Source organism: Streptomyces sp. NPDC050619, assembly GCF_040654815.1.
Lineage (GTDB): Bacteria > Actinomycetota > Actinomycetes > Streptomycetales > Streptomycetaceae > Streptomyces.
Genome location: NZ_JBFAIR010000008.1, coordinates 235,738 through 248,749, shown reverse-complemented (window position 1 = coordinate 248,749; position 13,012 = coordinate 235,738). Strand labels below are relative to the sequence as shown.

9 protein-coding genes are annotated in these 13,012 nt (G+C 74.7%); 5 read left to right on the top strand and 4 right to left on the bottom strand.

Features of this window, described 5'->3' with window-relative positions; genetic code table 11:
- Positions 1 to 116 precede the first annotated feature (116 nt).
- The 5 genes from AB0I77_RS16305 (at position 117) to AB0I77_RS16285 (ending at position 5,502) form a co-directional block, all read left to right on the top strand.
- A complete protein-coding gene (locus AB0I77_RS16305) occupies positions 117 to 920 on the top strand; it encodes a VOC family protein (protein WP_363283207.1) in 804 nt (267 codons plus the stop codon).
- Between the two features lie 50 nt (positions 921 to 970).
- Positions 971 to 1,270 carry a hypothetical protein gene (locus AB0I77_RS16300; protein ID WP_363283206.1) on the top strand — a complete coding sequence of 100 codons (300 nt, stop codon included), beginning with the start codon at positions 971 to 973 and terminating at the stop codon, positions 1,268 to 1,270.
- Positions 1,251 to 1,406 (top strand): ATP-binding cassette domain-containing protein, encoded by a 156-nt coding sequence (locus tag AB0I77_RS16295; protein ID WP_363283205.1) that lies wholly within the window; start codon positions 1,251 to 1,253, stop codon positions 1,404 to 1,406. The genes AB0I77_RS16300 and AB0I77_RS16295 overlap by 20 nt, the downstream gene beginning before the upstream one ends.
- 324 nt (positions 1,407 to 1,730) lie before the next feature.
- Positions 1,731 to 2,870 (top strand): hypothetical protein, encoded by a 1,140-nt coding sequence (locus AB0I77_RS16290; protein ID WP_363283204.1) that lies wholly within the window; start codon positions 1,731 to 1,733, stop codon positions 2,868 to 2,870.
- Between the two features lie 28 nt (positions 2,871 to 2,898).
- On the top strand, positions 2,899 to 5,502 hold the full coding sequence (locus AB0I77_RS16285; RefSeq protein WP_363283203.1) for an NACHT domain-containing protein: 2,604 nt from the start codon (positions 2,899 to 2,901) through the stop codon (positions 5,500 to 5,502).
- Between the two features lie 3 nt (positions 5,503 to 5,505).
- Here AB0I77_RS16285 and AB0I77_RS16280 read toward each other — a convergent pair whose 3' ends face one another.
- Genes AB0I77_RS16280 through AB0I77_RS16265 form a run of 4 tightly spaced genes read right to left on the bottom strand, consistent with a single transcriptional unit; the run spans position 5,506 to position 12,951 of the window.
- Positions 5,506 to 7,755, bottom strand: coding sequence for a hypothetical protein (locus tag AB0I77_RS16280; protein WP_363283202.1), 2,250 nt, complete (start codon positions 7,753 to 7,755; stop codon positions 5,506 to 5,508).
- An 8-nt stretch (positions 7,756 to 7,763) separates the two neighbouring features.
- Positions 7,764 to 9,215 carry a hypothetical protein gene (locus tag AB0I77_RS16275; RefSeq protein WP_363283201.1) on the bottom strand — a complete coding sequence of 484 codons (1,452 nt, stop codon included), beginning with the start codon at positions 9,213 to 9,215 and terminating at the stop codon, positions 7,764 to 7,766.
- 5 nt (positions 9,216 to 9,220) lie between these two features.
- A complete protein-coding gene (locus tag AB0I77_RS16270) occupies positions 9,221 to 10,306 on the bottom strand; it encodes a hypothetical protein (RefSeq protein ID WP_363283261.1) in 1,086 nt (361 codons plus the stop codon).
- A 2-nt stretch (positions 10,307 to 10,308) separates the two neighbouring features.
- Entirely contained in the window at positions 10,309 to 12,951 is a 2,643-nt protein-coding gene (locus tag AB0I77_RS16265; protein WP_363283200.1) for a hypothetical protein, read from the bottom strand.
- Positions 12,952 to 13,012: the final 61 nt, after the last annotated feature.

The following is a 13,012-nucleotide window of genomic DNA, read 5'->3' as shown; positions in this document are numbered from 1 at the left end:
CGTCGCACGGCGGCGCGCCCGGAGCGCGCGGCACCACGGGTGGTGCGAGCATCGGCACGGGGTCCCTCAGAGCGGAAGCGACACGGCCACCGTGAGCGGCCGAGGAGAGAGTGACGATGACCGAGGCAAGGGGGTCGGCCGGCCCGAACGGCGAGACAAACGCCCGGCACGCGCCCGGCACGCCCTGCTGGGTGAGTCTGATGGTGCACGGCATGGCAGCGACCCAGGACTTCTACGGATCGCTGTTCGGCTGGGAGTTCCAGCCGGGGCCGGGACAACTCGGCCCCTATGTCCGGGCCTTGCTCGACGGCGAGGAGGTGGCGGGCATCGGCCGGCTGCCGCAGGACCGGCACCTGCCCGTCGCGTGGACGCCCTATCTCGCCTCGGACGACGTGGACCTGACGGCCGAGACGGTACGGCTGTGCGGCGGCACGGTCGGGGTGGGCCCGCTGGACGCGGACGAGGCCGGGCGGCTGTTGATCGGTTCCGACCCGACGGGCGCGGTCTTCGGCGTGTGGCAGGCGGCGGCGCACCGCGGCACGTCCGTCGCCGGGGTGCCCGGCACACCGGCCTGGCACGAGTTGCTGACCTTCGAGTCCACCAGCGTCACCAAGTTCTACGAGACGGTGTTCGGTTACGAGGAGGAGCCGGTGGTCTCCGCCGACTTCGACTACGTCACCCTGCACATCGCCGGCCGCCCCGTCGCCGGTATCCGCGGCGTGGGCAACGCCCTGCCCCGTGACCGGGGCCCGCACTGGATGACGTACTTCGAAGTGGCCGACACGGACGAGGCGGCCGGCCGGGTCGTGGATCTCGGAGGCCAGGTCGTCAAGCCGCCCCAGGACAGCGACCACGGCCGGGTGGCCGCGGTGGCGGATCCCGAGGGGGCCCGGTTCTTCCTGATCGAGAGCCCGCACTGAGCCTCCCGGGGCAGTAGCTCCGTACCGGGTCTCACCGCAACTGCCCCTGGGTGCGGGCGAGCTCGACCAGGCTGCACCGTCTCCGCCGGGCTCGGCATCGCCGCCATCTCGCGGGCCGTGTCCCGGCCGGACGCGCGCAGGGTGTCGTCGGCCGGCAGACGCTCGACCAGGATGGGCGTGAGGTCGTCCGAGTCGTCGGGCACCGGGCCGCAGCCGCGGGCACGTACCGCTGCGGCGTCGGCCGGCCGGTCCGCACCTTCGCCGAGGACGTCCGCGGCGGCCCGGAGTCCAGGGCGGGCGCCGAGCGGCCCTCGCTCAGCGAGGTCGGCCATGCGCATCGCGTCCGGTGAGACGGTCGCCCTGGTCGGTACCACCGGCGCCGGCAGGTCCACCGTCGTCAAACTCCTCGCCCGCTTCCACCAACCCGGCGAGGGCAGCGTCCTCGTCGACGGCAAACGACCTGTGCCTTCGGCTACCGCGGCCTGATCGGCTATGTCCCGCAGGAGGCCCACCTGTTCAGCGGTGACATCGCCGACAACATCCGCTACGGCAGGCCTGGTGCGAGCGACGCCGAGGTGATCGGTGCCCTGGAGGCGGTCGCCGCCCAGCCGTACGGCTTCCGGCAGCCCGTCGGCGAAGAGGGCCGCTCGACTGTCGGCCGGTCGGCGTCGGCTGATCGCGCCGACCCCGCGCCGAACTCGTCGGCCCCGCCCTGCTGTTGCTCGGCGAGGCCACCGCCTCGCTCGACCCGGCCACGAGGAGGCCGTCGCCCTGGCCGGCGCACGTGCCGCTGAGCGGCGTACCACCATCGTGGTCCACCACCGGATGATCACGGCGGCCCGCGCCGACCGGATCGTCGTCCTCGACCACGGCCGGGTCGTCGAACAGGGAGCGCACGCCGAGCTGTTGGCGGCGCGCGGTGCGTATGCGCGCCTATGGCGGCACATGGCGGCGGACGTGCCCGCACGCGCGCCCTCCGGTGAGTGGGCCCGCTCCGGTTCCTCCGCCCGTCCCCCGCACGGAACTGACCCCGATCACCTGCCGGACGGCTCTCCTCAAGTGCACCCGGGACTATGGTTGTTCACCATGTGGTCAGGACAAGGGCCCAGTGGCGGGGGTGCCGGGAACCGGGCGAAGGGCGTCGCGATCGGCGCTGCCACGGCCGTGGTCGTAGCCGTCGGCGTCAGCGGCTTGCTGCTGCTGGGCGGCGACAAGGACGACACCCCCCACAGCGGCGGCAAGAACACGAAGGCGTCCGCGAGCGCCTCGAAGAGCGCGACGGCCTCGGCGCCGGAGTCCGCCGGTCCGAGCGCCGGCGCGACCGAGCGGCCGACCGTCCCGGGCTGGAAGGCCGTCGTCAACCCCAAGCGGGGCACGGCCTTCGACGTGCCGCCGGACTGGGTCCTGAAGTCGCCCGACTCGCTGATCGGCTTCGAGGACAGCAAGGTCGACTACAGCGACCCCAAGAACTGGGGCAAGGTCGTCATCGTCATGGGCGGACCGGCAGTCCTCCGGGACAACTGGTGCTCGTCCGACGACGACAACAACGGACGGGTGGAGAACACCGGGCTGGCGGCGGCGGGCACCAAGGGCGCCCGGGGTGCCAAGAGCACCGGCGACGCCGCCCTCAACCAGTCGGTCCAGTGGGTGTACGGCGGATACACGCAGCCGGACACGAAGAGCATCGTCGGCGACAGGACGGCGAGGCCGTACACGACCAAGTCCGGCGTCAAGGGCAGCATCGCCTGGGCCCGGTCCAGGAACACGCCTCAGAAGGGCGAGTGCGCGAGCGACGGCAAGGCCATCACGTTCGGCTTCGAGAACTCCGCGGGCGACCTCGTCGCGTGGACCTTCTACGGCGCCACGGGCGTGAAGGACGAGGTGCCGGACTCGACGATCATGAAGATGCTCAGCACGGTACGCCTGCACGGTGACCCGACGGAATCCTGAGCCGGACACACGACGGGGGCGGACGTACATGGCGAGGCAGACGGGTTCCGGCGACGGTCCGCACATCACCAACACCGCGGTCGACTGCACAGCCGAGTACCTGATCCAGATCGGGATCCTCGAAGGCGATCTCAATCTGACCCTGCGCATGGAGCCCCCGCCACCCGATGACGACGCTCCGCTGGCCGCGGCCGAGCTGAGGCTCGCCCGCAGTCTCCTGCACCGGTGGCGGGCCGAGGCCGACGCCTGGGACATGACCGATCCGGAGCCGCTGCCCGTGCGCTGGACGCCCAGCCGGCGGGTGGCGTCCGCCGGGGAGTACGTGCCCGCGGGCTCCGGGACCGACACCATCGCCGGGACCTTCCTCAGGCTGCGGCCCCGGCGGCGGCTGGTCGTGCTGGGCTCCGCCGGGTCCGGCAAGACCGTGCTGTCCGTCCTGCTCACCCTCGAACTCCTCGCCCGCCGGCTCACCCAGCGCGAGGACGACGTGCCGGTCCCGCTCGTGCTGTCGCTGGAGTCCTGGGACACCCGGCGGCAGTCGCTCACCGAGTGGCTGATCGACCGGCTGAGGCAGGACCACCCCGGCCTGCCGCCCGTGGACGGCGTCCACCCGGCCCGCCGGCTCGTCGAGGAGCGGCGGGTGCTGCCCGTCCTCGACGGCCTCGACGAACTGCCCGAACACCGCCGCGCCGCGGTCCTCGACGCGCTCAACGCCGGCCTCGGCAGCCTGGAGGACGCCGTACTGGTGTCCCGCACGGCCGAGTACGAGCGCCTCGACCAGGAGGGCAGGGGCCTGCGGCACGCGACGGTGATCGAGTCGCTGCCGCTGCGCCCCGACGAGGTGGCGGACTACCTCCACCGGGCCCATCCCCGGGCCCGCAGGGCGGCCTGGGCACCCCTGCTGGAGACCCTGCGCAAGGAACCCTCCTCGCCGGTCGCCTGGGCCCTGTCCAGTCCGCTGATGGTGTGGCTGGTACGCCGGTCCTATGAGCAGCATCCGGCGGACCCGGGGGAGTTGGTGGACCGGAAGCGGTTCCCGACCCGTGCGGACGTCGAGACGCACCTGCTCGACCGGATCGTGTCCGCCGCGTTTCCGCCGCGGCCCCCGCAACCCGGTCGGCTGCACCCACCCCGCACCTGGGACGCCGAGCGGGCCGAGGGCTGGCTCTCGTACCTGGCGCGGCTGCTGAGCCGTCGCGAGGAGTCCGAACTTGCCTGGTGGCGGCTGCACGCGGCGACGCTGCCCCGGCTGCTCGCCCTGCCCGCGCTGCTCGCGACCGGCATCCTGCTCTCCCTCGTCATCAGGGCGGGCATGTCCGGCTATGCGGAGAGCTCTGTGCTGGGCGAGCTGAGCGTGACGACGTCGGTGAGCGGTGGGCTCATCTTCGCCGCCCTCGCGCGGACGGTGACCGCGTCCTGGTTCGGCCAGCGGCTCGCCGAGCCGCGACGCAGCGCGAACCCGCTGCTGTTCATCCACGCGCTGCGCTCCCTCGACCGGCACGCGCGCGTGGGCCCTGTGGTCCGCCTCGCGGCTCTCACGGGCGGTCCCGCCCTGGTCGTCCTCCTCCTCTGCTTGTACTTCTTCGTGACACCGGACTCCCTCCTGGTCTGGTTCTCCGTCGGCGGCGTACTGCCCATCCTGCTGATGATCGTGTACGCGGCTCCCGCCGACACCGTGGACGCCGCCACCCCCGACGAACTCCTGCGCGGCGAGCAGAGTGCGCTCGTCACGACACTGACGCTGGTGGCCCCGCTCATCGGAGCCGGTGCGGGTGCGAACTTCTGGCTCGGCGACGGGAGCGGGGACTGGGGAGCGGCGATCGGCGCCTGGGCGGGCGCCTCCGCGATGCTGGTGCTGCTCAGTCCGTGGAGCCGCTGGATGCTCGCCAAGTGCTCCCTCGCGGCGACAGGCCGGGTGCCCTGGCAGCTGATGACCTTCCTCAGGGACGCACGCACCGCGGGCCTGCTGCAACTGTCGGGAGGCACCTACCGCTTCCGCAATCGCAGGATCCAGGACCATCTGGCGGGACGGCACGCTCAGGCACGGGGAACGGCTTCACCCAGCCCCGAGACGGCCCCCGTGCTCGCGGACTCGGGTCACTCCACGGTGGAACGCACCGCGGACCACTTCCTCCTCAGCGGCCGGTCGCGGAGGCTGCCGCTGGCCCACTGGACCGTGCTCGGCACGCTCATGGGCGTCTTCGTCGTCCGCTTCAGCGTGTCCGGACAGTGGCACGAGCCGTCCGCCTGGCTGGCGCTGCTCTTCTGGCCCTTCGTCGGCGCCGTGATCACCGTGGGCGGGTTGCTCATGCCGCCGCGGCGGCATGAGCTGGAGCTGACCCGCGACGGCGTCACCTCCGTGATCGGGCGCAGGCGACGGTCGTACGAGTGGCGGCACGTCGAGGAGATCGCCGTGCGCCGCGCGATCGTCCGGGGCCGGGACGCGCACTTCTACGCGCTCCAGGTCCGGCTGCTCGCCGACGCCCCGCGCCCGCCCCGCCGCTACCGCATGGGCGAGGGGTGGTTCTTCGTCCTGCCGCTAGGCCTCACGTCGGGCGTGGATCCCCAACTCGGCTCGGCCCTGGCCGACTTCGCGGGGCCCCGCTGGAGACCGTCGACCGGTGGCCGCTGAGCCTCAGCAGAGCGGCTCGGCGTCCGCCGAGGGCGTGAGGAGGGCCAGGCAGCGTGCCGTCACCGTCCGGTCGTCCTCGCTGATGTCGACGGCGTAGGCGATGGGGGCGCGGCCCGTGGTCCCCCGGGGAGCCGTGATCCGCCACCGTGCCTCGTACGTGTCGTGCGCGCCGAGGGTTCGGGGCGGCCGTCCGACGAGGGTGGCCCGCCAGCCCGCGGGCAGCAGGGGCGGCCGTACGGTGAAGGCGAGTTCGCGGGCGGTGGTGTTCTCCACGGCGAGCCGGCCGCCGTTGGTCGGGTGCAGGCGCAAGGCGTCGGAACTCGTCCAGCGGACGTTGAACTCGCGCAGGCGAAGCTGCTGCTCGTCGTCGTCCTTGTCGAGCGTGTTGCCCAGGCCGATGCGGACGGAGTCGACGGCGGACGGGACGGGAATGTCGTAGCCGTACGCCTTCTTGAAGAAGGCACCCTGCTTCTGCTCGCGACGCGGCCCGTCCAGGGGGAACGTGATCGTGCGGGCGCCGACCTGGCCCTCCACGTCCACGCCCGGCCCGAACGTCCCCTTGACGCTGTCCGGGTCGAAGTCCACCGACACCTCGGTCAGCGGCAGCGGCATGCCGAAGTCCATCCTCAGCCAGTTGCCCTTCTGCGGGGATCCCTTGACCGACCAGTAGCCCTCGTCGCCCGGCAGAACGGCGGACGGCGGATGCCCCGGCGCCGAGTAACTGGCCCTGAGTTTCGGCCAGTCCCGGGTGGCCGCCGCGGTGAGGTCGATCTGGTGGACCGAACCGGTCAGCGGATGCCGCCACTTGTCGTACGTCCCGGGCAGGCCGAAGAGGGCGGTCGGCGGCAGCACACCCGCCTGGAGGAGAACCAGGACCAGCGGTACGACCAGGTACCCCGCGAGGTGGGTGAGCAGAAGCGTGTGGCGGGCTGCGCGGTGCCGGGGGAGGCGGAACGTCGTGCTCTCGGGTCGGCGCACGGGCGGAGGGGCCATGCTCTCCCCGGAGCCCGCGGTAGCGGCCCGGCCGGCAAGCCACCACAGCGTCCCCGCGAGCGTTGAGGCCGGAACACAGCGCACCGGGACGCCCGTGGCGTCGAGCGCGCGCAGCAGATGGCCGCCGTCGGTCGCGTCCAGTCGCGCCCGCACGGCGGCGTCGTCGCCCTGTGCGGCTCGGGTGTACAGCAGGGCTACACGGTGTGGTCGGCGGCGCGCGGGCAGGGCGGTGAGGACGTGCAGGACCCGGGTCACGGCGTGCACGGCGGCGCTGTGCGCGGCGGGGTCGTCCACCACCAGGAGCAGTCCGTGGGCCCGTTGCAGCACCTCCAGTGCGGCCACCGACTCCTGACTGCCGTACGCGTCACCAGGCGGGTCGAACCACAGGACGGGCGCGCCGTCCGTGCGCACCAGCGGCGGCTCGGCCCCGGACGCGCCCAGTTCGGCCAGCACCTGCGCGTGCACTCCGCCGCGCTGCGCGCCCGAGCCCCCAACGAGCACGACGACCCGCGCCCGTTCGTATCCGGCGGGCAGCGCCTTCCCGCAGTGCGGACAGCACGCGTCCAGGCGGCGCACGCCGAGGACGGCGGGCAGGCGGGTGCCGCAACCACAGCGGTGGAGGAAGGCGCCGTACCGGCCCGGCACCAGCCGGCGGTGCCGGGCTCGGCACCTCGGGCACAGCCGGACCGGGCGGTGGATGGTGCGCCCGCAGTCGGTGTACGGGCACGGCGCCGGCCCCGCGTGCAGCGCGCGGCCCGTCCGCGCGACCGCCGCCCACACCGCCCACCACACGGTCCACAGGGCGCAGCACAGCGCCCACACCGACAGCGCGAACAGCAGCGGAAGGATGCTCAGCGCGGTCGCGGTCAGCACGACAGCGACGGCCGTCAGCAGGAAGGCCGGGCGCAGGAAGAGCATCAGGCAGCCCTGCCCGCCGGTCCCGCGCTGCTGCGACCGGCGGAAGGCGTCGCTCACCCGGTCGACCATGAACCGCTCGGCGTCGCCCATCAGCCGTTCGTGCTGCTCGAGTCCGTCCCACCAGGTCGCGCGCAGGTCGCGCGGGGCGGTGACGGGGAGGTAGCCGGGGATGGCCGGCTCGGCGTGCGGGTCGGGCGGGGTGGGTGCCGCCCGACCGAAGGTCCGCCAGACGGTGCGCAGTTGGGTCCACACCAGCTGCGGCAGGGTGATGAAGACGCCGTAGCCGACGACCAGGACGACGAACAGGACGATCGCCAGGAGCAGGATCACGGGGTTCGCCACAACTCACCTCACTCCTTGTCCTGGGCCGACCGGGCCGACCCGCGTCGCCACAGCAGTCGCGGCGCCCGCTCGGGCTCCGGTTCCGGTTCCGGCTCCTCGGCCCGCACCAAATCGCGCAGGGCCTCGTAGGTCTCCGTCTCCTCCCACAGCCCCTGCCGGAACAGCCGCAGGATCCGCAGCGCGGCCTGTCGTGGCTCCCCGGGGGCCCGGCGCAGCACGTGCAGCGCGGTGGCGGGGGTGGCGGCGAGCAGGTCCGGAGCGTCGTCCGCGAGGGAGGCGAGGGAGGCGCACGCCTCCGTGTCCAGAGCGGCGGTCCGCAGTTCGGCGGAGGCCTCGAGGGCGGCGAGCAGCCCGGCGAGGACGGCCGGCCGGTACGGCTCGGGCAGCGGAGCGAGTGCGGCGCTTACGTCGCCGAGCGGTGCGGTTCCGGCGGCGAGATGGCGCGCGGCGGCGTCCCTGAGGCGCTCGGGCGCCAGTCCCGCCTCCTGCGGCCGTAGCTCCGCGACGGCATGGACGAAGTCCGCGAGCCGGGCGCCCTCCCCGCCGAAGGTCCCCGCGTCGCCGTCCGGCGCGAGCAGCGCGCACCCGGCCCGCAGTCGCCGTACGCCCGCCTCGGCGCCGTCCCCGGGGCCCGCGTCCCACAGGTCCGCGACGGCGTCCAGGAGGTCGAGGCGCCCGCCCGCCAACGCGCCCGCGAGGAACCGTGCCGTCAGGGACGGCTCCGGGCAGCCGTCCGCGGCCAGCCGGTCGAGGTGGAACACCGGACCCGTTGCCCGCTCCCCGGTCTCCGGCCGGGTGCCGGTCAGATGGCGATGGTCGTCCTGCGGTCGCGCGGTGTACGTCGTGAACGTCAGCCGGGCCGCCAGGCCGGCGGGCAGGGGGTAGGAGACGGCGGCGATCCAGTCGACGACCCGGTCCGTGTCCGCGGCGACCAGGGTGGCGCCGGGGCCCTCGCCGGCCAGCGCCCGCAGGGCCACGGTGAGCAGCCGCTCCAGGAGGCGGACGCCGGGGTCGCCGAGGCCGGCCAGCAGGTGGTCCACGCGGTCGGGTCCGACGGCGGTGCCGGGGACGAGTGGGGTGAGGTCGGGCAGGTTCTGGCCCACGTCGGGCGCCGGGGCCCAGTGCGGGGTGTCCCACAGCTCGACGGGGCGCACACCGGCGAGTTCGCCGGGGGCGGCGTACAAGGCGTGGCAGAAGTGGTTGCCCCAGCGGCCGGTGTAGTCCTCGCCGGTGAAGCGGGTGCGGGTCAGCACGGCCGCGTCGTCGCCCGGCCGGTCGTAGGCGAAGGCCACGGGGAAGGGGCGGTCCCGGTCCGCGCCCGGAGGCCGCGCGTACGCCGTCAGCGGGCGCAGGACGTCGAGTGCGGGGCGGGCCGTCGGGGAGACGGCGGTGAAGCGGAAGCCGCCGTGGGGTGCGTCGGCCGAGGGCGCAGCGGATGTGTAGTGCGCCTGTCCTGCCATCGGGGTCACCCCCGTCCCCGGTCGAGGGCACCGAAGCGGTGCAGCAGCCACATCAAGGGGTCCTCCACCCGGTGCGGGAGTACGACGCCGCCGTGTCCGAGGCCGCCGCCCTGTCGGGGCGCGGTACCGAGCGTGGACAGCGCGAACAGCTGGTAGTCGGTGCAGAACTGGTCCAGCCGCGCGTCGAGTTGGTGTTCCTGCCAGCGCCGCAGCAGGGCTCGCAGCTCGGCGTGGACGGCGGCTCGGTCGTCGGCGTCGAAGACGGGGCCGGGGCGGCGGGTGCGGTGCAGCGGGGAGTTGTCCGGCAGGTGCGGCCACAGCAGGTCGGCCTTGGTGAGGGCGACCGCCACCGGCACGGTCACCTTCCCGCCGCCGCCCAGGTGGCCCAGCACGCGGGCGAGTACGTCGCCCGAGCGGCCCGGTACCCCGTCGCCGTCCTTCACCGGTGCGCCGGGCAGGTCCTGCGGGTCGACGAGGACGATGACGGCGTCGGCCGCGAGGAAGTAGCGCAGCTGGGTCTCCATACGGTCGCGCGAGGTGAAGTGCTCGCCCGCGGTGTCGAGGAAGACCAGGGTCAGCACCCGCTCGCGGGCGCGTCCGAAACGGCCCCGGCAGGTGCGGCTGAGGCGGTGCACGAGAGGCCGGCCGGCGTCGTGCTCGGCGGTCTTGGGCACGGTGTGCCGCTCCTCGTACAGGTGCCGTTCGTACTGTTCGTGGTAGTCGGCCATCGTGTCGTCGTCGCAGGGCAGCAGCGCGGCGTCGAGTTCGGCGCCGAGGCGGTGCAGCAGTTCGTGCACGAGGACGCCGATGTAGGTGCTCTTGCCCGAGCTGACCGGTCCGGCGAGCGCCACCAGCTTTCCGGGGGTGCGCAGATAGCCCTCCGGCAGCCGGCCCGCGCAGACGGTGCAGCGCAGCCGGGTGGCGGTGCGGCCGCAGGTGCCGCACACGGCCGAACCGGCCAGGGGGTCGGCGGACGCGAGGGCCCGGTCGTCGGCGCAGGCGGCGCCGCTCGCGCAGACGTACGCGATCTGCGCCCGGGAGATCCTCCGGAAGCAGTGCGGGCACACCCAGGTACGGCGGCGCCACGGCATTCTCACGTCCACTCCCTCCCGGCGACCTTGAGCGTGTGCTGCGGCGGGTCGCGCAGTACGAGCGCCTCGCCGACGGCGAAGCAGCGCAGCCGGCCGCCCGGGCCGCGGGCCAGGCGTGCCGACAGCCGCACGTCCTGTCCGGGGCCGAGCGTCACGTCGGCGGCTTCCGCGAGGACGTCCCCGTCGGCGGGCTCCAGCGGCCAGACCGGGCCGCGCGAGCGCACCAGCAGCAGCCGCTCGGCCCGCACGGTGGTGCGTGCCGTGAACACGGCGGTGACCGTGCGCCGTCCGGGCAGGCCGTGCCGCTCCAGCCGGTAGTCGAGGTCGGTGCGCGGGGGCAATGCCGCCGTGCTCGGCGGGCCCTGTGCGGGCGTCCCGCCGAACAGGGCGATCTGCCGCACCTCGACCTCCACTCCGGCGCCGTCCGCGACCGGCAGCCGTACGCCCCCCTCGTGCCGGTAGGCGGCGCGTGTGACGGTGCGCCGCTGCCTGCCCGCCTCGCCGGGGGTCCACCAGGTGACCTCGACCTCGTCGCCGCTGCCCGGCGGCCAGTCGAAGAGGACGGCCACGCCCGTGCCGCCGTGCCGGGTGAGCGTGGGGGTGCCGAGCGCCGACGCGGCGGCCACGGCGTGTGCTCCGGTGACGGCACGCTCGCCGGCGACCGTGACCGCGAGCACCATGGTGGGCCGGACCGGCGGCGCGAACCGCAGCCCTTCCGGGGCGGGTTGCGCGGCGATCGGAGGCCCGGGGAGCTCCGCCGTACGCAGCCGGGTGCCGGCCGGCCACGGGGGCACGTCGTCGAAGCCGTAGAGGCGGACCTCGTCGGCGGGCAGCGGGTCGAGACGCGCCAGGAGGTCGCCGTCCACGAGGCGGATGTCCAGGTCGGTGACCGGCTCGGGCGGCGCGAGCGGCGTGGCGGTGCGCCTTACGCCCTCCGTGCGCGCGGGCAGTCCGTCGTCGGTGCGGTAGACGGCGCGGATGCGGTAGCCGTACGTCGTTCCGTTGGCGAGCCCGTCGTCCGTGAAGCCGTCGCGGCGGGCGGCGATCGGCACCTCCGCGCCGTCCGGCGCGGTGCGGACGACCTCGACGGAGCGGGCACGGTCCGGGCAGGTCCAGGTGGCGGTGATCTGCCGGTCCCCCGGGCGCAGTTCGGCGTCGGTGACCTCGGGCCAGTGCACGACGGGCCCGGCCACCGTGAGCGGCGAGGGCGCGCTGCCGGGTTCGGCGGCTCGGTGGACAGCGACCGCGTAGTACAGCGGGACGCAGGCCGGGGGCGAGCCGTCCACGTACGAGGTGGCGCGCGGTGACGCGGGCGGCAGCACCGTGCCGTCGGTCGCGTCGCGGGGCGGGTGACGTTCGGTGCGCAGCAGGACGTACTCGGGCTCGCCCGTCGTGGTCGGCGAGGGCCGCCACCGGACGGTGACGGCCGCGCCGTCCGGGGTCGCGGTGAGGCCGGACACCGGGTGGACCGCGAGGCCGCGGCGCACGGCGTCGATTTCCGGCAGATCGCGGACTGATGCCTCCGCCTGTTCCAGCAGGTCCCAGGCCCGGTCCGCCTCGGCCGGCGGCAGTCGGCGCGCGTGGTCCACCAGTCCGCGCGCCTCGGCGAGTTTCCCGCGGACGTGCTCGGTCAGTGCGCGCACGTCCTCGGTGAGCGAGCCCGGCGGCAAGCGGTCCGCCACGGCCGCCGCCTCGGCGAGCAGCCCCTCGGCGGCCAGGCGGCGCAGCCGCTGCGACACCGGATCCCCGGCCGCCTCGTGCAGCACGGCGAACACCAGTCGCCGCGCGTCCTGTTCGGCGACGGACAGTTCTTCCACCGCGTACGCGAGGAGCGTGGCCGGGGTCGCGCGGGCGGCATGCCGCGTCCGCAGCGGCGTCGCCAGCTCATGGCGCAGGATGCGGGCGAGTCCTTCGGGGCCCTGCTCGGTCAGCACGCCCCGGACGGCGGCGATCACGGACTGGGCCGCCGTGTGCGCGGCCCCGTGCGGCAGCCGGCCCCAGCGGCGCGCCGCCGCCTCGACGACCGACGGGCCGGCCGGGGGCGCGCCGAAGACGCGTACGGGCTGCTCGGTCCGCCCGCCGGGCGTGCCCGTGGCGAGGAAGTCGCCGAGGTGCCGCAGCCCCAGCGCCTCCAGGTGGCCGGCGCAGCGCGCGTACGCGGGGTGCGGCACCGACCGCGGCAGGCGGTCGGGCTCGGCGATCCGCAGCCCGAGGACGGGCAACAGGTCCCGCACCCGGTCCTCGCGGACCCGGTGGGCGGCGGCGAGCTCCGCGATGGTGCTCTCGGCGAGCAGGCCGAGCCCGCCCGTGGCCTCCTCCAGGGCCGCGCGCAGCCGGTCCCGCTCGGATTCGGCACGCCGGCCGTGCGCCTCGAGGGCGGCCCGCAGTCGTCCCGGGTCCCCGGCGGCGGCCGCGTCCAGCAGCGGCCGGTGGATGAGGTACCCGGCCTCCAACTGCTCGATGACCGCGCGGTACTTGAGCCGGGATCGGCCGCGCCGCCAGCAGGCGCGGACCGTGGCGACCGCCTCGGCGACCGCGGGCCCGTCGAGGCGCTGTGGCAGCTGGTAGCGCGTGCGCAGGTCCTCGGTCACGGGCAGCCCGGCGTCCAGCACCTCGCGCCGGTAGCGCGACTCGTCGAAGGCCACGGCCTCGTTCCCCCGTCCTGCCCGCTCGTTCCCCTGTCCTGCCCGCTCGTTCCCCTGTCCG